Source organism: Microbispora sp. H13382 (genome assembly GCF_014161445.1).
In the GTDB taxonomy this organism is placed as follows: Bacteria; Actinomycetota; Actinomycetes; order Streptosporangiales; family Streptosporangiaceae; genus Microbispora.
In genome coordinates, this window is the sequence record NZ_JABBXA010000001.1 from 243,896 (window position 1) to 264,182 (window position 20,287).

General features: G+C 65.6%; 19 protein-coding genes. 8 read left to right on the plus strand and 11 right to left on the minus strand.

Translation table 11 applies throughout. The features are described 5' to 3' along the window. Nucleotides 1-8: 8 nt before the first annotated feature. Nucleotides 9-4,712 (plus strand): trypsin-like peptidase domain-containing protein, encoded by a 4,704-nt coding sequence (locus HHX41_RS00965; RefSeq protein WP_182904436.1) that lies wholly within the window; start codon nucleotides 9-11, stop codon nucleotides 4,710-4,712. 269 nt (nucleotides 4,713-4,981) lie between these two features. Here HHX41_RS00965 and HHX41_RS00970 read toward each other — a convergent pair whose 3' ends face one another. After that, a complete protein-coding gene (locus HHX41_RS00970) occupies nucleotides 4,982-5,170 on the minus strand; it encodes a hypothetical protein (RefSeq protein ID WP_182904437.1) in 189 nt (62 codons plus the stop codon). Nucleotides 5,171-5,294: 124 nt separating this feature from the next. Then, nucleotides 5,295-5,636, minus strand: a complete 342-nt coding sequence (locus HHX41_RS00975) for a hypothetical protein (RefSeq protein ID WP_182904438.1) — start codon at nucleotides 5,634-5,636, stop codon at nucleotides 5,295-5,297. A gap of 131 nt (nucleotides 5,637-5,767) precedes the next feature. On the opposite strand from HHX41_RS00975, the gene HHX41_RS00980 reads away from it, so the two are divergent. Next, nucleotides 5,768-6,037 (plus strand): GntR family transcriptional regulator, encoded by a 270-nt coding sequence (locus HHX41_RS00980; RefSeq protein WP_076437814.1) that lies wholly within the window; start codon nucleotides 5,768-5,770, stop codon nucleotides 6,035-6,037. A 199-nt stretch (nucleotides 6,038-6,236) separates the two neighbouring features. Here HHX41_RS00980 and HHX41_RS00985 read toward each other — a convergent pair whose 3' ends face one another. The 5 genes from HHX41_RS00985 to HHX41_RS01005 all read right to left on the minus strand — a co-directional run bounded on the left by HHX41_RS00985 (nucleotide 6,237) and on the right by HHX41_RS01005 (nucleotide 11,072). Next, a complete protein-coding gene (locus HHX41_RS00985; protein ID WP_182904439.1) occupies nucleotides 6,237-7,634 on the minus strand; it encodes a replication initiator in 1,398 nt (465 codons plus the stop codon). Then, nucleotides 7,631-7,786 carry a hypothetical protein gene (locus tag HHX41_RS00990; protein WP_182904440.1) on the minus strand — a complete coding sequence of 52 codons (156 nt, stop codon included), beginning with the start codon at nucleotides 7,784-7,786 and terminating at the stop codon, nucleotides 7,631-7,633. Before HHX41_RS00990 ends, HHX41_RS00985 begins: the two co-directional genes overlap by 4 nt. Nucleotides 7,787-8,291: 505 nt before the next feature. After that, nucleotides 8,292-9,803: a recombinase family protein gene (locus tag HHX41_RS00995; protein ID WP_182904441.1), complete on the minus strand. Its 1,512-nt coding sequence runs from the start codon at nucleotides 9,801-9,803 to the stop codon at nucleotides 8,292-8,294. Between the two features lie 36 nt (nucleotides 9,804-9,839). Beyond that, on the minus strand, nucleotides 9,840-9,977 hold the full coding sequence (locus HHX41_RS01000) for a hypothetical protein (RefSeq protein ID WP_168066240.1): 138 nt from the start codon (nucleotides 9,975-9,977) through the stop codon (nucleotides 9,840-9,842). A gap of 207 nt (nucleotides 9,978-10,184) precedes the next feature. Continuing rightward, complete coding sequence (locus HHX41_RS01005; RefSeq protein WP_182904442.1) at nucleotides 10,185-11,072, minus strand: CDP-diacylglycerol diphosphatase; 888 nt, start codon at nucleotides 11,070-11,072, stop codon at nucleotides 10,185-10,187. Nucleotides 11,073-11,518: 446 nt separating this feature from the next. On the opposite strand from HHX41_RS01005, the gene hemW reads away from it, so the two are divergent. Then, nucleotides 11,519-12,739: a radical SAM family heme chaperone HemW gene (hemW, locus tag HHX41_RS01010; protein ID WP_182904443.1), complete on the plus strand. Its 1,221-nt coding sequence runs from the start codon at nucleotides 11,519-11,521 to the stop codon at nucleotides 12,737-12,739. Here hemW and HHX41_RS01015 read toward each other — a convergent pair. Both HHX41_RS01015 and HHX41_RS01020 read right to left on the minus strand, forming a co-directional pair. Next, nucleotides 12,736-13,542 carry a DUF3097 domain-containing protein gene (locus HHX41_RS01015; RefSeq protein WP_182904444.1) on the minus strand — a complete coding sequence of 269 codons (807 nt, stop codon included), beginning with the start codon at nucleotides 13,540-13,542 and terminating at the stop codon, nucleotides 12,736-12,738. The genes hemW and HHX41_RS01015 overlap by 4 nt on opposite strands. Before the next feature lie 18 nt (nucleotides 13,543-13,560). Next, nucleotides 13,561-14,223, minus strand: coding sequence for a hypothetical protein (locus tag HHX41_RS01020; protein WP_182904445.1), 663 nt, complete (start codon nucleotides 14,221-14,223; stop codon nucleotides 13,561-13,563). Nucleotides 14,224-14,381: 158 nt separating this feature from the next. Between HHX41_RS01020 and hrcA the strand changes: the two genes are divergently transcribed. The 3 genes from hrcA to HHX41_RS01035 all read left to right on the plus strand — a co-directional run bounded on the left by hrcA (nucleotide 14,382) and on the right by HHX41_RS01035 (nucleotide 17,353). After that, on the plus strand, nucleotides 14,382-15,395 hold the full coding sequence (gene hrcA, locus HHX41_RS01025; RefSeq protein ID WP_182904446.1) for a heat-inducible transcriptional repressor HrcA: 1,014 nt from the start codon (nucleotides 14,382-14,384) through the stop codon (nucleotides 15,393-15,395). Further along, entirely contained in the window at nucleotides 15,396-16,529 is a 1,134-nt protein-coding gene (gene dnaJ, locus HHX41_RS01030) for a molecular chaperone DnaJ (protein ID WP_169979184.1), read from the plus strand. 89 nt (nucleotides 16,530-16,618) lie between these two features. Next, the gene (locus HHX41_RS01035) at nucleotides 16,619-17,353 is read left to right on the plus strand and encodes a 16S rRNA (uracil(1498)-N(3))-methyltransferase (protein ID WP_182904447.1); all 735 of its coding nucleotides are present in this window, start codon (nucleotides 16,619-16,621) and stop codon (nucleotides 17,351-17,353) included. Between the two features lie 24 nt (nucleotides 17,354-17,377). Here the strand turns inward: HHX41_RS01035 and HHX41_RS01040 are convergent, their stop codons facing one another. Both HHX41_RS01040 and HHX41_RS01045 read right to left on the minus strand, forming a co-directional pair. Next, nucleotides 17,378-18,043 carry a hypothetical protein gene (locus HHX41_RS01040; protein ID WP_169979180.1) on the minus strand — a complete coding sequence of 222 codons (666 nt, stop codon included), beginning with the start codon at nucleotides 18,041-18,043 and terminating at the stop codon, nucleotides 17,378-17,380. Next, on the minus strand, nucleotides 18,040-18,519 hold the full coding sequence (locus HHX41_RS01045; RefSeq protein ID WP_169979796.1) for a SigE family RNA polymerase sigma factor: 480 nt from the start codon (nucleotides 18,517-18,519) through the stop codon (nucleotides 18,040-18,042). The genes HHX41_RS01040 and HHX41_RS01045 overlap by 4 nt, the downstream gene beginning before the upstream one ends. A gap of 243 nt (nucleotides 18,520-18,762) precedes the next feature. Here HHX41_RS01045 and HHX41_RS01050 point away from each other — a divergent pair, with 243 nt between their 5' ends. Together HHX41_RS01050 and HHX41_RS01055 are read left to right on the plus strand one after the other, a co-directional pair. Further along, nucleotides 18,763-19,107, plus strand: a complete 345-nt coding sequence (locus HHX41_RS01050) for a histidine triad nucleotide-binding protein (protein WP_182904448.1) — start codon at nucleotides 18,763-18,765, stop codon at nucleotides 19,105-19,107. Nucleotides 19,108-19,251: 144 nt separating this feature from the next. Further along, nucleotides 19,252-20,274 carry a PhoH family protein gene (locus HHX41_RS01055; RefSeq protein ID WP_169979176.1) on the plus strand — a complete coding sequence of 341 codons (1,023 nt, stop codon included), beginning with the start codon at nucleotides 19,252-19,254 and terminating at the stop codon, nucleotides 20,272-20,274. Nucleotides 20,275-20,287 lie beyond the last annotated feature (13 nt).

Consider the following 20,287-nt stretch of genomic DNA (forward strand, 5'->3'; position numbering starts at 1 on the left):
GGGTAAGCATGACGCAGCATCACTTGGGGAAAATCGAACTAGCCCAAGTTGCAGAAATAATAGTGGTCGGCGCTCGCGCTGACGCCGCCGCTAGTCGAGCGCCTTACGACTATGGTTCCGGTTATCGGATAAGCGAAAATCTGGTTATCACGGCGCGGCACGTCATTACAGGGGCACCTGCTGGTGCGTATGTAAAAGTACGATTTGGCTATTCCAGTAAGAGTCAGGAAATACTCGAAGCGCAAGTGGCTTGGGTGGCGCAAGCGCCAGAGGTTGATTTAGCAATCCTCAGAATCATCTGGCGCGATGCCCCAACGCCCTTCGTGCAGCCGATTTTTGGCCACATAGAGAGTGAGCCGGCACGAGTAGTTCCGTTTGAAGCTGCGGGGTTTCCCTCTACCCACACCATTGCTCGGTCTGAACGAACGATACGAGACGGCAAATACCTGACAGGATCTATTCGTACTCCAACCAACCCCAAAGCGGGCTATCTGGAGCTCAACCCGGACGGCGGCTCAATCGCGCATGGAGAGGCCTGGAGGGGGTTTTCTGGAGCTCCTGTTTTTGTTTTTGGTTCTCTTGCAGGGGTCGTGGTTGAAGCTGGCAACCAAGATACTACTCTGAGATGTATCCGGGTCGCGGCAGTCCTAGGCGAACATGTATCGTCCATAGGCGACTTTCGTGAATCAACCCCTAGCATCGCCGATTTACATGGACTCCTAGCGGGCGACAAGCTTCATCGAGGATTGATACCTGCACGCCGGCGGCCTATTTACGCTGACTATATAGACGATATCGCTACAGCAACGCCGTCTTTCCGTGACCGTGAAGCAGAGATACTCAGTCTCCAGCGGTTCATTAGGTCGGATCAGTTTTACCAATGGTGGATTGCAGGCCCGTGGACTGGAAAAACTACTTTGGCTGCCCACCTAGCCACACATCCGCCAAACGATACTGATATCGTCTCCTTTTTCGTGTCTCGGGTGCGGAGCCAGCAAACCCGGCAATACTTCGAGAGTGTATGCGATCAGTTATCGGCCCTCCTGGGAAGAGACGCTCCGCCCTCTTCTGGTCCCGCAGAATTCATAAGCCTTTGGAATGAGGCCGGTAGGCTGGCCGAGAAGTTGCAGCGGCATCTAGTGTTGCTGGTAGACGGATTAGACGAAAACGACGACCCTACGCCAATTGCCGCTCACCTTCCTAGCGTGCCTCTTCCGCGCTGTCATGTTGTTGTGTTCAGCAGAGAGGGGCCTCCTCTCTCTGAAAGAGTTCCCCTTTCTCATCCACTACGCGCCCTAAGTGCATCTGGTGACATAGCTATTCTAAGCCCGAGTCCATATGCAGAGCGCCTTCGTGATCTGGCACACCAAGAGATTCGTGACCTGCTCCTGACCAGCGACGAAACTTTCGTGCAACAGCTACTAGGGCTACTTGCGGCAGCTAGCCCTCTCACACTAGGTGAGATCCTGACGCTACTTGAGCTGGATGCAGGAGATGAGCGAAGGATAGGGCCTCCTATGTCCCCTATCTCAATCGAGCGAATAATTACAAGCAAAGCAGGGCGAGTACTCCGCCCTGTAATGACTGCCGCGGGAATGGCCTATGCATTCGCACACGCCGAGTTGCAACAAGTCACAATCGATAATCTCGGACAGCGAACGATCAATCACTACGTGAACCTCGTGCATGCTTGGGCGGACGAGTACGAACGCAGGGGATGGCCGATAGATACTCCTGTCTATCTGATCAATTTCTACCCGACTCTCCTCACTGCTCACCGGGACATCGAAAGACTGTCACGACTTGCAACGGAGTCTAGGTTGGAGCTCCTGAAGCAAAGAACGGGACATGACGGATTCGGTGTTCAGGAGCTGAACTATGCTTTCGAGCTGATGGTAGAACGATCCGACACGGACATCGAGAAAGCATGTACGTTAGCTATCCAGCGGCAACGGCTAATTGACCGTACGGCTCAGTATCCTCCTTCCGTCGTTATAGCGTCCGCTGTTTTGCAGCAATGGCCACGGGCTCTCCACTTCACGCGTACTATGCATGGAGCCTTGGAGAAGCTTCATACTCTGCGAGGCCTGTTTGAAGTCGCTAGCCGGCAGGGGAAGGATAGGGATTTCATTCAGAGTTTATATAATGACGTCTACAAAACATTCAGCCTACCTGATGACATGGAGGAAGTAGACGATTATTGGCTTGGACTAGCCGAGATAAGCGCAGAGGCGGGATATGTGGATCGGGCCCTAAGCAGCGCTCGGAAAATCGGGAATAGACGTGAGCAACTTATCCTCCTGTATGCCCTAGTGGGGGAATTTGCAAAATCAAATGAGCAAACTGCTGCCGAGGAAGCTTTTGCACAAGCGATGCGTTTGGATCAGGGCAGCGACCAAGGTGTAGCACGAGCTGATGCTCTAGTCGCACTCGCCAGCATGTACAGCAGGGCGGGCGACCGACTGCGATGCCTCGACGTACTAAAGCAATCGATTATTCTGGCGCTTGGGTTTGAAGACCACCTTAGGGACTGGGCATTGAATGGCATCGCTAGGAGGGCTTTGGATTGCCAGGCCCCTGAGGTGGCGGTAGATGCAGCGACAAAAATTAATAATGGTAATGCCCGGATGGAAGTGCTTCATCTACTAAACAGAACGAAGCACTTCGACCACGCATTGCGATTGGCGAGGACCTTTAAGGATGCAGCATCGCATGTTAAAGCCCTGTGCGACGTCGCTTTATCTTTGCTGCAAGCCGGCCAAGTTGAGCGAGGAGTTGAGCATTTTCGTACCGCAGAAGCCAGGTGCCGGAAAGTAAAAAATGCTAAAGACCGAGCGGTCCTCCTTGCATCGGTAGGCGCTGTTGCGGCAGAGGGGGGCGAGGAGGAGTTATCTGAACGGCTGCACTATGAGTCTTTGTCGATAGCTGACACCGAGACGAATAGGTCCAGAAGAAAGGAAAGCTACACACTGATAGCGCGTGAATTCGCCCTTAGTGGGCTGTATGACCTGGCCGAGAAAACAGCAAACAAACTCGGGGAGTCGCAAGATCTAGTTACTCTACTATGCTTCGTTGCCAAGTGTGCGTACGAAGATGGGAGAAACCTCATTGGACAGCGGCTTATCCAGAGAAGCTTAGGTGTGGCAAGAGAGCTGCAGGGTGAATATCTTTACCAATTCAGGGATTCTCCAGACATTGCAGCAGACATCGCAAAATTGAACATAGTAAAAACTTGCGTGCTTGCAGGAAGCATGCAAGAAGCAGAGCCAATCTTGGAAGAGATTTCTCATGTGGGGATAAAAGGAAACGCCTATCAGCTTCTGGCTTTTGTTGCTGAGCGACTCGGAGAAAGCGCGCGTGCCGAGAGGTTCGCTACTGAGGCCGATGACTTGTGGCTGGATCTTGATTCGGCATACGGCCTGTCTCTCTCGGATCTGACAGATGACACTTGGTGGACTTATCCTACGCTGGATGGTCTTCTAGACTTTAATCATGAAATCAGCGTGCTTGCTAGCAGTATCGCAGAAGGTGGTGATCCATGGGAAGCGGACCCCGAATATTTATACCATGTAAACCGAATGTTTGCACGTATCGCCAACGAGTATGGGAAAGCGCGAGCATTTGAGTTGGCCCGCGAAGCGCTAGGTCAGATAGATGATTGGTTCTGGTCTAGTGCAGTTGATGAGCTTTTTATCATCATGGCGAAGGCGGGCGAGTTTATCAAGGCTCTGCGTTTGCTTCGGGATGTTCGGACAGCTTTTGATTTGGAAGATAAGGCAGAAGGGTTGGCGGTTCTGGCTTGGGCGAGCGCAGAAAATAAGCTGCCGAAGGCGGCGCATGCCATACTTGAGCGCGCAGAGAGTAGCGTACTTGAAAGCTTTGGCAGGACTAGCAGGGGCCCCATTTTTTCGGATGAAGGTTCAGGCTGGATTGATTCGAACGAAGTCTTGGCTATCTTTGAGGAATGTTATATGTCGGGGCCTCGGCGTGTCGTCGTGGCTCGACCGCTCCATTCTGACCCACAGCGCTATGCCGAGCTTACCGAGCAAGCAGAATGGCTATCTTCAACGTTGTTGGGAGAAGGTGCTCTTGACGCTGCCTTGATGCGGATCGCAATTTTAGCAGCGGATCTAGGTGAACTCGACGCTGCTGAAGAGATTGCTTCGCAGATAGTTGATTCTGAAATTTTGGGTAACGTTCTTATTGATATCGCTTATGCGGCTGCATCGCAGCAAGACGACGAAAGAATCGAACGTATTTCGTCTTGGGTCAAGGAGTTTGATGATCGACCTCATGCTATCGTTCGTTTGATAGCGAGGGTTGCGGAGGGATTCCGCTTTGAACTTGCAGAGTCTCTAATCTCGTCTATTGAAGCGGCTGATATACAAGCCTGTGGACTGGCATGCATTGGCCTCGTGAAGAGCCGTGTAGGGCAGCTAGATGAGTCTGTAGAGCTTTTTAGGCGAGGAGAGTTGCTTGCGGAGAGTCTTGCCTCGACGAGCCGGCCTAGGCTTATACGCTTGCTGGTCCTCGGTGCGAGGTTTATAGGCGAGGACGTTGCGCGGGCAATTCTGGTGCGAGCACTTGCTCAAGGGTTGAGCATGACGTACATCGACTGTGCATTCGAGTTAGATTCGAGTATTGCCCTGTCTCTCGGGGAGAAATTTGGTGAGGGCCTAAGCTGGATTTCTGTTGACCCATCCGCCGCTTAGCTCCGCGGGCAAATACTTATTGCTTCCACTTGTGCCTCGCCCCCGCTGCTCGATTGTTCGTGGCCCTTGGTCGGTGTCAACGCCGTCTGTGCGGGTTGGGGGCGGGTTGCGGTGTACGTCGTTGGTGGACGGACACGCGAAGACGGCATTGACACCTCGGTCGGGCCACTGATGTCGGCAGCTATCGGGGGCGGGGGAGAAGTGGTGCGGGGCGTAGAAACAGGTGCGGCCCCGCCCGAGTGAGGGGGGCCGCGTGAGTGCTGGACCGTTTATCGCATCTCGCCGAGCAGCAGGGCATGCCACACCCTGCGGGCCTCCTCGACCGGCCAGCGGTGTGTTTCCTGGACCTTTGGTGTCGGTTCGGCCTGGGTGGTCTTGCGGATGAACGCCTGCCCGCCGGACTGGAGCAGTTCGTAGACGACGGCCCGGCAGCCGCAGGTCCAAGCGAGAGCTCGCACGCGCCCGACCCCCTCGAACGGCTTATGCCAGACGAGTTCTACGTGATCTTTCCGGCGCATCTCCCAGTGCGGGCTCAGGCACTCGTCCGGGTCCAGGAGGGTGGCCGCCATCACAGCCGCCGCCTTACTGTGCCCCGCCGTTGGCCCAGCCGACGATCCATCGGACGGCGGACTGTGGCTGGTCGACCGAGGGCAGCGGAACGACGGTCCCGGACTTCGGTAGCTTGATCAGGAAGCGGCGCGGCTTGTTCTCCTGGTCGATGGTGACCGTCGCAACCTGTCCGCCGAAGCCGTAGACGTCCAGCTCCGCGCCCGCCTTCTCCTGCACCGGGAACCCGGTCATCCGCAGGGTGATGTGGCTGATGAAGCGCGTCCGGACCCCTTGGGATCGGAGTAAGTCGCCGAGGGCGGCCAGGATGCCCGCCTGTTGGTTGGCGGTCCGGTTGCCGTTTGTGATCTGGCGCATGTCTCTCCCGTCTGTCTCGCTGACGGGTTGAGCGTACGCCAACCTTCCTACTGCTTCCTAGTCCCTCTTATAGGTACCTCTAGGTACCTGTGGTAACGACATGGAACGCTTTCGTTCCTACTCTTGAGCCCGTGATCGAGTTCCGGCCTGACCAGCTCAAATGGGAAGCCGTCCTCGAAGAGATACGACGGCGTATCCGGACGGGCGAATACCAGGTGGGCCACCCCATCCCTGGTGAACCTCGCATGGCCGAAGAGTTCGGCATCGCCAAGGGCACCGCACGCCGCGTCATCAACGAACTGCTCAAAGCCGGAGACGTCTACACCGTGCTCGGCAAGGGCACCTTCGTCGCCGACCCCGAGACCGGCGGCCCGCCCAGGAGAGACACCGAAGACGAGTGAAGGCCCCCGAACGAATCCGGGGGCCTTCTGCCTTCTATCGGTTGTCAGCGAGACGACGGAAGGCGCACCAAGCGTAGAGCCCACGGGCCGAGGGCAGTAGCTTTCCACCGTGGCGCCGCCGGCCCAACCGCTTCGCGGCCCTTCGGGTGCCTACGGCATTGCGCCGGCCGCACCACTCCCGCACCCACGCCCGGCAAGGTCACGCTGGCTCTCCCCGTTCGCGGGCGATTCGGCGGGCGGTGGCGATGCGTTGCCGGATCAGCTCGGCCCACAGGTGTTCGCCGTGCCGGTAGCCGCTTCCAGCGAAGCGCCACTGGCCGACCGTCACCGTCTCCCGCTCATCACGAGGAGGCAGGCCCCGCCGTTCCCGAGCCCGCTCGGCCTGGTGATCCGCGCGAATCTGACGCAGCGCGCCGAGCGTGGTCGAGTAATGGCGGCTCTTGGTGGAGAAGTGGCCCCGATAGCCGAGCATGTGCGCCCACTGCCTCAGCGGGATCAGCCGGTAGGCCGGATCGTTCGCCAGGGCGAAGCACGTGTAGATCATGCGCCGGGCATGCTCGGTGACCTCTAGGCGCGCGACGTCGGCCATCTCCCGGATCGGCCGGTCCACGGTCCCGGCTGACTCGGCCCCCTTCGTCGCGTACTTCGCGATGTAGGCCGCCACCCGCTGATCCGCGATGCCCTCAAGCGAGGCCGCGACGTAGATGGGGTCTACGTCGAGTTGCGTTCCCCACCGGCCGACGAACGACGGGGCATCGTCCGGCACGGGAACCGAGACCGCAGCCGCGGTTTCCCGAATGGCGGCCTGGAGCACGGGCACGGTCGCCCAGTCCGGCGGACGATCGGACGGCCCGTCCGGACCGTCGAGGCGGATCACCGCATGGAAGTGGACCAGGCCCCGCGCCTGATACTCGGCCACCTTGGCGTACGACAGCCGCAGCCGCCGTCGAAGCGCGGCCCGTGAGACGCCGAGGTGCCGGGCGAAGGCCGCCGGTAGCGCCTGAGTGAAGCGCCGCCACAGCTCCCCGGCATGGGCGTTCCACAGCACCGCGCCCCGGTAGTCGTAGCAGTCCACACAGATCGGCTGCCCGACCCGTGGGTCATCGTCGGCATGCCGGACCCCGCAGCCTTCCGGCCTGCCGTGCTCACACACCGGGTTGTCCCGCCGAGGACGGCACGGCAACACCTTGTCACCCTTCATCCGGCGCGCGTGGACCGCGCCGAACGAGGGGGCCGTGAACGTGGCGAACACGCGGGGATGCGCGCTCACGTCCTCGGGAACGCCCTTGCCGCCGCGCAGGCCGGACAGGATCAGGTGATAGGTGTCGTCCCGGTAGACCTCCGAGCAGGCCGGGCACCGCGACGCACGACGGTTGCCGCACGCGGTCAGCAGGTAGCCCGTCGGCTCGTCGGCCGTCCGGTAGACGTCCAGCACCTCCAACCCGGCATCGAAAGTGATCCGGCGTCCCTGAAGCCGGATCGGCTGGGCACAGCCGCCCGTCGCGCGCACCATCTCCTGCCACCGGGCGAAGTCCGGCATGGCGGCGCGTTGGGCGGCGGCCAGAACATCGGGGGAGAGGGGAGGGAGTTCGCTCACGCGGCATCCCTCCCGCTGTCGGAGGCGGTGTCGTGCGCGTCGCCGACGTACTCGGCACCCTGGATGGCGGCGAGCCGCCGCCACTTGTTGACGCCCCACCGGGGCGAGCGTTCGAGCTGCCGCTTGCACCACTCCTCAGCCAGCGCAGCCATTGGACCCAGTTCCTCGGGTACCAGCGGAGACCTCCTTTCCTCGTAGGAAGCCCCCTCGCGCGAACCCGGGAAAGACAAAGCACCAGCGCAGAGCAGACCGAAGGCAGGTCTGTAGTGCGGTGGTGCTTTCAGCGAGGCGATATGTGGAGTGTTTATGCGACGGTGAACCGGTGAGCACGTCCAGGGGGCCTACCGCTGGGCCGGGTCCCTCCAGCGGAACGGCTTGTGTGTTTTGTTGTTTGCCCGGTGGTTCCCCTGTGCTCGAATTTGTCGCGGCCGGTAGCTCGCTGTTGTGAATGTCTTTCCGCCCTGTCGCGGACGGAGCCCTTGCCCTTTCAGATGTACCACCCGGAGAACGTATTTAGCCAGGTCAGCGTTCCGCGCATGGCCCTTTTCGTGACCGGCCACCGTTGTTTGCTGGCGTTCACTGGCGTCCATTGGCGTTCGCTGACGTATGTCTGCGTAGGGAGCAGGGGAAGGCAGATGTCACGCCGAGGTAAGGGTGTCAGTCTTCCCGCCAGATGGGTTCGAGCGCGTTCGGGTCGAAGTTGCCCCACGACCCCATGCCCTTGCCCACGGGGTGAACGATCACCGCGTGGAACGCCTCCATGACCATCGCGCGCTTGGTGCCCATGGAGAGGCCGCCCTGGTCCTCGGGCAGATACCAGCGCCGCCGTATGTCGGCCCCGTCAACGATGCGCCGAGCCCGCTTGCGCTCCTTGGCCGCCGTGTACGCCTGGCCCTCCCGCCGCAACTCGTTGATCCGCTGCTCAAGCGACGGGACGAGCATGAAGAACAGCTCGTTGCTGATCGTGCGCGCGTTCCACTGCCGGGTGAGTTCGGCGAGCTGTTCCTTCTTGTCTTTCAGCTCTTGCTCACCGGCCCACGGGACGTCCTCCGTGTCCGCGTCGGGGGACTCGTCGAGCTTCGCCAGGACCAGCTCGGATATGAACACGTCCACCCTGTCACCGCGCCGCCCGACGCCCCCGCATCCGCCGTCGCTCGGGGCAGGACAGACGTAGAGGTGAACTCCTCCCCGTGCCGGCCGAACCCGTAGGGGCGCGTTGCAGATGCCGGTCCCATCAGCCTTGGGCTTGCCGCACCGGAGGATGCCCGACAGGAGATAGCGGTGCTCCCGCTGATCGAAGCGCATGCCCAGGGCCGCGTACTGATCGGCCTTCTCCCGTGAGGTGCGCTCGAAGGCGGCCCGCACGGCAAGCAATTCATCGGGTGTGATCAGGGCTTCCCACTTGCCCATCACCGGGTCGCCGTCCGCGTCGCGGACCAGCTCACCGTTGATCTCGCGCCACCCGCAGAGCCGGGGACTGGACAGGGTGGCCCGCAGGGAACGGCGTGACCACTCGTTCCCCCGCGTGGTACGCACCCCGAGCTGCTGCCACTTCATCACGATCGCGCGCAGGGAGCCCCCGGCGATGATGGCGTCTACCGCCTCGCGCAGCAGCGGCCCCTCTTCGGGATGAATGGTGACGCGATCGGCCAGCCAGCCGAACGGACGAGGGCCGCCCACCGGTACGCCCTGCTCGGCCCGCGCCCGGTGAGAGCGACGCATACGCCGCTGCATCTTCCGGACTTCCATCTTCGAGATCACGGCCCCGAACAGGCCCATGCTCTCGGTGTCCTCGCTGTAGAGGTCCTTCGGCCCGCGCGCGTCGGCGAAGACCCGCCCGTCTCGATAGGTGAAGGCTTCCACGAAGCGCTCGTAGTCGCCGGGACGGCGTGCCAGCCGGTCCTCAGCGACGATCACCACACCTTCTATAAGTGTCCCGTCCGCGAGGCGTCCGGCCCGGAGCGCCTTGACCATCGCCTCGAAGGCGTCGCGTACGACGTTGGCCTTGGCGGCGGACTTGTCGTTGTCGGTGAACTCGTGGACGATCGTCCAGCCGAGCCGCCCGGCCGTCTGTCGGTTGACCTTGTGCTGATCCTGTACGCCGTGCTCGTCTCCCCGTCCGTCCGACGAGATGCGCGCGTACGAGACGACAGGGACAACCTCTGGCATGGGGGCCTCCTCGAAGTTTGCACTCCAAGGAAGGTTCTAACCATAGATGCCCCACTGGATGAAGTAGGCCACCCGCTTGTAGCGGTCTCCGCCGCCGGTGGTGGCCTGGGCCGCTGACGGCGCGAGCCCGGCCGCCAGGGTGGCGGCGACCGCCGCGGCGAGGGTCCTTCTCATGAGCACGCCGGCCTCCGAGCGCTTTTTATAGGAAAGTTTCCTGTAAATTGTCGCGATCGTAGACCCCGGTGATCAGGGCGTCAATGGCAGCGCCCGGGTGACGGCGGAGGGGAGACCGGGCTGGAGGCCGGCGCCGCGCGGCGCGACCGCGCCGCCACGGCGGCATCCGCACCCCCGTCCGGGCGCTGCCGGGCGAGCGGTGACGGATCAAGGATGCATGAGAAGCAGCGGGTCGCAGGTGTCGGTTCCGACCAGATGGGGGTTGTTCGGGTCCATCAAAGCCTTCTCGCTGTTGATGATGTAAAAGCCTCCGGCGGCCCGGGGTATCACGATCAGCGTTTGATACTGCATGAGCGCCTGAGCCTTGGCGGTGGTTCCTCCATGTCCAAGAGCGTGCTTCAGCATGGTCCTGAGCATGGCGAAGAGATTGTCGTGGTGGAATCCCGGCCAGATGAGCACTCGGTAGGTGTGCGGGATGATCCCGAGATTCTGACTGAGACCCCGGATCGACACGCGCGAGTCCGCCCAGTGCGCCACGGTTCTGGCGGCCAGGTTGTCCTGGGCGGCGAGGTCGTGCTGGGACTCCAATCGCGCCCGTGCCATATGAATGTGCAGCTGGTTGAAACCTCTGGCCTGCTTCGAGTTGATGCCCAATCCCACCGGGGTGGGAACCACAGTGGGAGGCTTGGTGGCATAGTAGTTCGCGGCGCTCCAATAATTCGGTGCACTGCTGCCGCAGATCCAGGAACACTCGATGCCACTGATCCGCTGCGTGGGGACGAGAATGTAGTTGACGTACTTCTTCTTGCTCTTGGTGCCGCCCATCACCACGTAGTCGGCATGGTTCTGGCGGCAGGTGTTGTTGCTGTGACACTTCTGGCTGAGCCGCCAGAGGGAGTCGGAGTCCTTGGGGCTTCCGCACTCCTTGGGATTAGGCCCTTTGGCGAGTGCCGATGAAGGCGCGGCCAGCGCGTGCTCGGCACCGGAAAGAATGCCCACTGCCAGCATGCTGGTGCCCGCCAGGCCGGAGAACTGGATGAACCGGCGTCGCGTCAGCTCGCTCGCCTCGTCGTTCGCCCGGTCGCTGTCACGCATGATTACCCCCGATAACCCGCACCCTGAAGCCGCCTGTCGCGATCCGTGCTTGCACTGAGGCTCCGGTCGTCTGTGAGACCGGATTCAAAGATCGGCGCACTCGGCCGGGTTGATCCCCTTTCTGGCGGGCCGGTAAAAGCCGCTGGCGCAGCCTTGAATTTCTCCAGGAAAGATCGAAACATTGCCCCCGGGTGCTTCGGGAATCGCCGGATGTTCCGCTCCCGGGCGTGCACGGCGACTGACCTCGAGAAGGCGGTGATTTGTCATGGCGTTGCGCGGCGGCCGGGCGGACCCGCGTTAGAATAATCCGGCACGACAAATAATGCGATATTTGGGCGAGTGCGACAAAGGCGGATAGGGTGGCAATTCCCTGGTAGGGATCAGTCTGAGATCCGGGTGACCGGGGGCGTCGAGGGCAGGGCGCGAGTGGCGGCAGACTGGAGAGCGTGCCTTCTGTGCTTCCCGACGGCGATCCCGTCCCCGCGAGCGGCGAGCTGCCGTCCGGGGCCCTGGACGGGCTCGGCTCCCGTCCGTTCGGCTTCTACGTGCACGTGCCGTTCTGCGCGACGCGCTGCGGCTACTGCGACTTCAACACCTACACGGCGGCGGAGCTGGGCCCCGGCGCCGCGCAGCGCGACTACGCCGCCACCGCGGTCGAGGAGATACGGCTGGCCCGGCGTGTGCTGGGGGACGCCGCACCGGCCGTGGAGACCGTGTTCTTCGGCGGCGGCACGCCGACGCTGCTGCCCGCCGCCGATCTCGTCCGGATCCTCGACGCGATCGGTGCGGAGTTCGGCCTGCGGCCCGGCGCCGAGGTGACGACCGAGGCCAACCCCGAGTCCGTGGACCAGACCTACCTGAAGGAGCTGCGGGCGGGCGGGTTCACCCGGGTCAGCTTCGGCATGCAGAGCGCGGGTGAGCACGTCCTCGCCGTCCTCGACCGGCGGCACACCCCCGGGCGCCCCGCCGAGGCCGTGCGGGAGGCCCGGGAGGCGGGGTTCGAGCACGTCAACCTCGACCTGATCTACGGCACACCGGGGGAGAGCGACGACGACTGGCGGGCCTCGCTGGAGGCCGCGCTCGCCGCCGGGCCCGACCACGTCTCGGCGTACTCCCTGATCGTCGAGGACGGCACCCGGCTCGCCGCCCGGATCCGGCGCGGAGAGCTGCCGATGCCGGACGACGACGTGGCGGCCGACCGCTACCTGATCGCCGAGGAGATGCTGACGGCCGCCGGCCTGAGCTGGTACGAGGTCTCCAACTGGGCCACCGGCGACGAGGCCCGCTGCCGGCACAACCTGCTCTACTGGACCGGCGGGGACTGGTGGGGGGCCGGGCCGGGCGCGCACAGCCACGTCGGCGGCACCCGCTGGTGGAACGTCAAGCACCCCGTCGCGTACGCCGCACGCCTGGCGGAAGGGGCCTCGCCCGCGCACGCCCGCGAAGTGCTGTCGGCGGAGGACAGGGCCGTCGAACGGGTCATGCTGGAGCTGCGCCTCGCCACGGGCCTCGCGCTCGCGGACATCGCCCCCGAGGGGCGCACGGCGTGCGCGCGGGCCCTGGCGGACGGGCTGCTGGAGGTGGAGGCGTTCAAGGCGGGCCGGGCCGTGCTCACGCTGCGCGGCAGGCTGCTCGCCGACGCCGTCGTGCGGGACCTGACTCCCTAGTCGGCGGCCGTGACGAAGTCGATCAGTTCTTCCACGCGGCCGAGCAGCTCGGGCTCCAGGTCGGCGTAGGTCGTGACCCGGCCCAGGATGTGCCGCCATGCCTCCTGGGGGTCCATCCGCCAGCCGAGAGCCGCGATCACGCCCTCCTTCCACGGCACGCCGCGCGGCACGTCCGGCCACGCGGGGATGCCGAGCGCCCGCGGCTTGACCGCCTGCCAGATGTCCACGAACGGATGCCCGACGACGAGCACGTCGTCCCCGGACACCCGGGCGGCGATGCGGCTCTCCTTCGAGCCGGGCACCAGGTGGTCCACGAGCACGCCCAGCCGCCGGCCCGGCTCGGGGGCGAACTCCTCGACGATGGCGGGGAGGTCGTCGACGCCCTCCAGGTATTCGACGACGACGCCCTCCACCCGCAGGTCGTGCCCCCAGATCTTCTCGACCAGGGCGGCGTCGTGGACGCCTTCGACGTAGATGCGGCTCCCCCTGGCCACCTGCGCGCGCAGTCCCTCGACCGCGATCGACCCCGAGGCGCTCCGCAGCGGCCCCTTCGGGCCGGCCTGGGGGCGCACCAGCGTGACCGGTTCGCCGTCGAGGAGGAACCCCGCGGGGGTCAGCGGGAACACCCGTCGCCGGCCGAACCGGTCCTCCAGCGTCACCGCCTCCTTGTCGCAGGCCACCACGGCGCCGCAGAAGCGGCCCTCGGCGTCCTCGACCACGAGGTCGGGCTCGGCCGGGATCTCGGGGATCAGCCCCCGCCGTGGCCCTCGCCAGTCTCCGGAAAGCACGTCCCGCCCGTACATGCGGGGAACGCTAGCAAATCACGCCATGCGACGGCGGGCCCCGGAACGGCGCACCAGCACGACGATCGTCACGATCACCGCGGCCAGGAAGCCGACGGTGGGCAGCGCCAGCAGCGCGAGCGCACCGCCCACCAGCCTGCCGATGTCGCCGGTGAGCTGCTTGCCGACGCCGAACCTCACCCCGTCGCCGTCGCAGGCGACCTGGTAGGTGCCCGTCTGCGGGACGCCGGCCTCGAACAGCAGCTCCCAGGTGGTGCCGTTCAGCGTGACGGTCTGGGAGGCGGCCGGCCGGGTCAGCCGCACCCGCGGGTCGGTGCCGTCGCCGAGCCGGCAGCTGACGTCGGTGGGCTGGTCGACCGCCGCGTAGATCGCGGGCTTGTCCGCGGGGTCGAGCGCGACGCTCACCGACTGCCCGCCGGAGAAGGTCGTGGTGGGCGCGACGTCGCCGATCGTCGAGAACAGGCCGCCGGCGAACCCGCCGACCCCCGCCACCAGCAGGACGAGGAAGAGCGCCCAGGAGAGGAAGACCCACAGCAGGCGGGGCCGGATCGGCCGGGAGCCGCCGTACGGTGGGGGAACGGGGTGCGGCATCCACAGGGTCGCGCCGGGCGGCGCGGCGGGCGCGGGGCGGGGGACCCGCATGGTGACGTCGGCCGGAGCGGGGTTCTGATTCTCGTACATAAGGTGAAGAGTCGACCATGCCACTTGCCGTCGATTTGCAGCCCGCTTGTCCTGGTGCCCTCCGCGTTATCGCACCACGTGGGGTGGTAGCCGTACACTTGGCACTCGGGAACACAGAGTGCCAGAGTCGGTGTTTCCAGGCACAGGGAGGTGACACATTGCTCGACGACCGCAAGCTCGCCGTTCTGCGCGCCATCGTCGAGGACTACGTGTCCACCAACGAGCCGGTGGGGTCGAAGGCCCTGGCGGACAGGCACAACCTCGGCGTCTCCCCGGCGACGATCCGCAACGACATGGCGGCGCTGGAGGAGCAGGGATACATCACCCAGCCGCACACAAGCGCCGGCAGGGTGCCCACCGACAAGGGCTACCGCCTGTTCGTCGACCGGTTGTCCCAGATCAAGCCGCTGTCGGGGGCCGAGCGCAGGGCCATCGAGACCTTCCTCGCGGGGGCGGTGGACCTCGACGAGATCGTCATGCGCACGGTGCGGCTGCTCGCGCAGCTCACCCGGCAGGTCGCGGTGGTCCAGTACCCCTCGCTGACGAGGTCGTCGGTCCAGCATGTGGAGATCGTTCCGCTCGCCGAACGGCGGGTCATGCTGGTGCTGATCACCAACACGGGGCGGGTCGAGCAACGGGTGGTCGACCTGCCCGAGGCCATCGCCGACGACCGCATCGCCAACCTGCGCGCCGTGCTCAACGCGTGCCTGGACGGGTGCGGGCTGTCCCAGGTGCCGGAGACCGTGGCCGACGTGCCCGAGCGGCTGCCCCCGGAGGACAGGCCTGCGGCGGCCACGATCCTGTCCGTGCTGCTCGAGACGCTCGTGGAGCGGCACGAGGAGAAAATCGCTTTCGCCGGTACGGCCAACCTCGCCGCCGCGGATTTCAGCGTCGGTCTGCGCGGCGTGCTGGAGGCGCTGGAGGAACAGGTCGTCCTCATCCGCCTGCTGGGCGAGACCGGCGGGCTGTCTGACATCACCGTCCGAATCGGATCCGAGAACCCCTACAGCGGGCTGCGCGGCACCTCTATCGTGGCCGCCGGATACGGTTCGGGCGACAGGGAACTGGCCCGGCTCGGAGTGCTGGGCCCGACACGAATGGACTATCCGGTGACGATGGGTGCGGTACGCGCGGTGGCGCGGTACGTCGGCCAGATCCTGGCGGGGTCATAAGTGTCCAACGACTACTACGCGACCCTTGGCGTACGGCGGGACGCCAGCCAGGAAGAGATCAAGAAGGCGTACCGCCGCCTGGCCCGTGAGCTGCACCCGGACGTCAATCCCGATCCGGAGACCCAGGAGCGGTTCAAGGAGATCAACCAGGCGTACGAGGTGCTGTCCGACGCGGGCAAGCGCCGCATGTACGACATGGGCGCCGACCCGTTCGGCGGCGGCGCGGGGGCCGGGGCCGGCGGCTTCGGGGCGGGCTTCCCGTTCAGCGATATCATGGACGCCTTCTTCGGCTCGGCGGGCGCGGCGCGGGGTCCCCGCTCGCGTGCCCGGCGGGGCCGCAACGCCACGATCCGGGTCGAGCTCGACCTGTCGGAGGCGGCCTTCGGGACGACCCGCGAGATCATGGTCGACACGGCCGTGGTCTGCGACGTCTGCCAGGGCTCCGGGGCGGCGGCGGGCACCCACCCCGACACCTGCGACATGTGTCACGGGCGCGGCGAGGTCTCGCAGGTGACCCGCTCGTTCCTCGGCCAGGTCATGACCTCCCGCCCCTGCCCCCAGTGCGGCGGGTTCGGCAGCGTCATCCGGCATCCCTGCATGGAGTGCTCGGGCGAGGGCCGGGTCAGGACCCGGCGCACGATCAAGGTCAGGATCCCGGCCGGCGTCGAGGACGGCACGCACATCCAGCTCGCCGGCGAGGGCGAGGTCGGTCCCGGCGGCGGTCCTCCCGGCGACCTGTTCCTGGAGATCGTCGAGCGGCCGCACGAGATCTTCGAGCGGCGCGGCGACGACCTGCACTGCACGGTCCACATCCCGATGACCGCCGCCGCGCTCGGCACCTCGATCACGATCGAGACCCTCGACGGACCCGAGGAGATCGACGTGCGGCCGGGCACCCAGGCCGGCCAGGTCATCCCGCTGTACGGCAAGGGCGTCCAGCGGCTCAACGAGACCGGCAGGGGCGACCTGCTGATCCACGTGAACGTCGAGACGCCGACCAAGCTCGAACCGCAGCAGGAGGAACTGCTGCGCGAGCTGGCGAAGCTGCGCGGGGAGGAGCGGCCGCCCGGCAAGTTCTCCCCGGGTCAGCAGGGCTTCTTCTCCCGCCTGCGGGACGCCTTCAACGGCCGCTGAGCTGATCGCATGAGCGAGCGGAGCGAGCGAGTCGACCGGCACAGGGTGTTTCGCTCATGCGACTTCGAGCCGCCGGGCGAGGAGGCGGCATGAGTGTTCCTGTGTTCCTGTCGGACGCGGCCGGCCGGACGGCGGACACCATCGTCCTGGACGGACCGGAGGGCCGGCACGCCGCCGCCGTACGCCGCCTGCGCCCGGGGGAGCGGATCGACCTGACCGACGGCGCGGGGCGGGTGGCCGAGTGCACGGTCACGGCGGCGGGCAAGGACTCGCTGACCGCCGAGGTGCGGCGCCGGTTCGAGGTCCCGCCGCCCCGGCCGAGGCTGGTGGTCGTGCAGGGCCTGCCCAAGGGCGACCGGGGCGAGCTCGCGGTCGAGATGATGACCGAGGCCGGGGTCGACGTGATCGTCCCGTGGGCCGCCGCCCGCTGCGTCACCCAGTGGAAGGGCGACCGGGCCGCCAAGTCCCTCGCCCGCTGGCGCGCCACGGCTCGCGAGGCGGCCAAGCAGGCCCGTCGCTTCCACCTGCCCGAGGTCACCGAGCAGGCCACGACCGCGCAGGTCCGCTCGCTCGCCTCGGCGGCGGCGCTCGCGGTCGTGCTGCACGAGGAGGCCGCCGAGTCGCTGAGCCGCCTGCCGCTGCCGGAGCAGCCGGGCGACATCGTGATGATCGTCGGCCCGGAGGGCGGCGTCGCCGAGGAGGAGATCGCCGCGTTCCGGGAGGCGGGAGCCGTACCGGCCCTGCTGGGGCCCACGGTGCTGCGCACCTCGACGGCGGGTGTGGCGGCGGCGGCCGTCCTGCTGTCCCGCTGCGGCCGCTGGTGACGGCTGCCCGCGGCGGCGGGCCGGTCAGGGAGTGGGCGTCTCGCTCGCCGAGTCGAGCGTGGCCGTCTCCGTCGGCGCCGGGCTCGGAGCCGACGACGGGACGGACGTCATGGGCGGAGCCGTCGAGGGGCGGGCCGAGACCGTGGGCGCGACCGTGGGCGGCTGCGTCACCGGCGCCGGTGAGCACGACGGAGGCAGGGTCGCGTCGGGCTCGACGACGCCTTCCTGCGTCGTGGGCGTGACGCAGGGGTCGGACGGCGACGGCGACGGCCTGGTGGTCGCGCCCGTCTTGTGCGTCGGGGGCGGGCTCGGCCGCCCGTGCGACGGGCTCGGCGTGACGGGCACGATCACGAGCGGCTGTGAGGGCTCCGGGTTGGGCGGCCGGTTCACCGACGAGGTGTCCGTCCTGTCCTCGCGCTCGCCGCCGGCGGGGGAGATGCCCGTCGACTGCGCCACCTGGTCGCGCAGGCCTGGGACGACCGCCACGACCACGCCCGCCACGAGCACGGCCCCGGCGACGGCCGCTCCGACGCGCCACCACAGCATGTTCCGCAGGCCGCGCAGGCCGCGCTGGTCGATCCGCCCGCGGATGATCTCGAGTCCATCGGGAGACGGCACGACCGCGTCCGCCTCCGCGCGCAGGGCACGGCGGAGCAACTCGCCGTACTCGTCGTCGGGCGGGAAGGTCATGAGAACTGCTCCAGTGCCATCCGTAGTGCGGCCATGCCGCGGGCCGTGTGACTCTTCACCGCGCCCTTGCTGATCCCCATCGCGTGCGCGATCTCGGCCTCCGACAGGTCGCCGTAGTATCGCAGCACCAGCGCCTCGCGCTGGCGGGTCGGTAAGCCGCGCAGCGCCTCGATGACGGCCGAACGCTCGAGTTCACCGATCGCGCCGTTCTCCGCGCTCGGCGCGTCCGGCAGGCCCTTGGGCGCGTACTTCTCGACGACCGCGCGGTGCCGCAGCACGGAACGCGATCGGTTCACGACCGATTGGCGAAGGTAGGCCAGTGCCTTGTCGGTGTCCCTCAGCCTGCGCCAGGCGCCGTGGATGGCGACGAACGCGTCCTGAACGACCTCTTCCGCGCTGGACACATCACGCACCAGCAGCACGGCGAGACGCACCAATGACCGATAGTGAGCGCTGTAGAGCGCCGTCACGGCCATGTCGGCATCCCACCCGACGGGCACCGTCCCCAACGACCTGTCGGCCACGAGGGTCTCGGTGGTCACATCGATAGGACGCTCGTCATCCCCGGGGGGTTTACGTTCTTCCGAATCATGAGGGGGCATGGCCCAGCGGTGTCCTCGCCCGACACTAGGGGGGTTTTCTGGTGCAGTCTCGCACACTCACATTAGCTGGGGGGATCTTTGCGGTCGACAACTAACGCGACGGCTAGGCTTTCGCGCGTGAGTGACTGCCTCTTCTGCAAGATCGTGGCCAAGGAGGTCCCGGCGGACATCGTTCTGGAGGCCGGGCGGGCGCTGGCCTTCCGCGACATCAACCCGCAGGCTCCCACGCACGTCCTCGTCGTGCCCAAGGCCCATCACGAGAACGCCGCCGTGCTCGCGGCGGCCGATGACGGCCTGGCCGACGACCTGCTCAAGACCTGCCACGCGGTCGCCGTGCAGGAGGGCGTGGCCGAGGCCGGCTACCGCATCGTGTTCAACACGGGACCCGGCGCGGGGCAGACCGTCTTCCACGTCCACGCGCATGTAATCGGCGGCCGGAGCCTCACCTGGCCTCCCGGCTGAGCTCCGATCCTGTGAGGAATCCTCGCGGATGGGGCGACAACGTGGCGAGGTGCCACTCTGGGCGACGCGACGGGGCGAAGATTGGGGGGAGGGCACTAACATGGGAGGGAACTAGGGAGGCGATCAGGGCCGCAAGGGCCGCCCATGTCCGAGTCACAGCAAATCAGCAAGACCCAGGCCAAGGTAGTCATCCCCGAGGGGCAGCCGATGGTCAGCCTCCTCGGGTCGGGTGACGAGCTGCTGCGGGTCATCGAGGGCGCCTTCAGCGCCGACATCCACGTGCGGGGCAACGAGATCACGATCACCGGCAGTCCGGAGGAGAGCGGCGTCGTCGTGCGCCTCTTCGAGGAGCTGGTGGAGCTGGTCGGCTCGGGTGCCGAGCTGTCCCCCGACGCGGTCGAGCGCAGCATCCACATGCTGCGGCAGGCCACCGACCGTCCGGCCGAGGTCCTGTCCCTGGACATCCTGTCCGCGCGGGGCCGTACCATCCGCCCGAAGACGGTCAACCAGAAGCGGTACGTCGACGCGATCGACAGGCACACCATCGTCTTCGGCATCGGGCCCGCCGGCACCGGCAAGACGTACCTGGCGATGGCGAAGGCCGTGAAGGCCCTGCAGAACAAGCGGGTCAACCGGATCATCCTCACCCGCCCCGCCGTCGAGGCGGGGGAGCGGCTCGGCTTCCTGCCCGGCACGCTCTACGAGAAGATCGACCCGTACCTGCGGCCGCTGTACGACGCGCTGCACGACATGCTCGACCCCGACTCGATCCCCCGGCTGATGTCGGCCGGGACGATCGAGGTCGCGCCGCTCGCCTACATGCGGGGCCGGACCCTCAACGACGCCTTCATCATCCTGGACGAGGCGCAGAACACCTCGCCCGAGCAGATGAAGATGTTCCTGACCCGGCTCGGCTTCAATTCGAAGATCGTGGTCACCGGCGACGTCACGCAGATCGACCTGCCGGGCGGCCAGGACAGCGGCCTGAAGGTCGTCCAGCACATCCTCGAGGGCATCGAGGACATCCATTTCAGCAGGCTGACCAGCGCCGACGTCGTACGGCACAAGCTGGTGAGCGACATCGTCGACGCCTACGGCCGTTACGACGCCGCGATGGCCTCGGAGCCGCGCGCGATCAACAAGCGGCCGCGGAACAACCGGCGGTGAGCACCGGCATGAC

Coding starts and splice junctions, on each gene's coding strand:
- HHX41_RS00965 (WP_182904436.1), top strand. CDS start 9: ATGACGCAGCATCACTTGGGGAAAATCGAACTAGCCCAAGTTGCAGAA.
- HHX41_RS00975 (WP_182904438.1), bottom strand. CDS start 5,636: ATGCGCCAGATCACAAACGGCAACCGGACCGCCAACCAACAGGCGGGC.
- HHX41_RS00990 (WP_182904440.1), bottom strand. CDS start 7,786: ATGGCTGCGCTGGCTGAGGAGTGGTGCAAGCGGCAGCTCGAACGCTCG.
- HHX41_RS00995 (WP_182904441.1), bottom strand. CDS start 9,803: ATGCCAGAGGTTGTCCCTGTCGTCTCGTACGCGCGCATCTCGTCGGAC.
- HHX41_RS01000 (WP_168066240.1), bottom strand. CDS start 9,977: ATGAGAAGGACCCTCGCCGCGGCGGTCGCCGCCACCCTGGCGGCCGGG.
- HHX41_RS01005 (WP_182904442.1), bottom strand. CDS start 11,072: ATGCGTGACAGCGACCGGGCGAACGACGAGGCGAGCGAGCTGACGCGA.
- HHX41_RS01015 (WP_182904444.1), bottom strand. CDS start 13,542: ATGTACGGGCGGGACGTGCTTTCCGGAGACTGGCGAGGGCCACGGCGG.
- HHX41_RS01020 (WP_182904445.1), bottom strand. CDS start 14,223: ATGTACGAGAATCAGAACCCCGCTCCGGCCGACGTCACCATGCGGGTC.
- HHX41_RS01035 (WP_182904447.1), top strand. CDS start 16,619: ATGAGTGTTCCTGTGTTCCTGTCGGACGCGGCCGGCCGGACGGCGGAC.
- HHX41_RS01040 (WP_169979180.1), bottom strand. CDS start 18,043: ATGACCTTCCCGCCCGACGACGAGTACGGCGAGTTGCTCCGCCGTGCC.
- HHX41_RS01045 (WP_169979796.1), bottom strand. CDS start 18,519: ATGGCCGTGACGGCGCTCTACAGCGCTCACTATCGGTCATTGGTGCGT.
- HHX41_RS01055 (WP_169979176.1), top strand. CDS start 19,252: ATGTCCGAGTCACAGCAAATCAGCAAGACCCAGGCCAAGGTAGTCATC.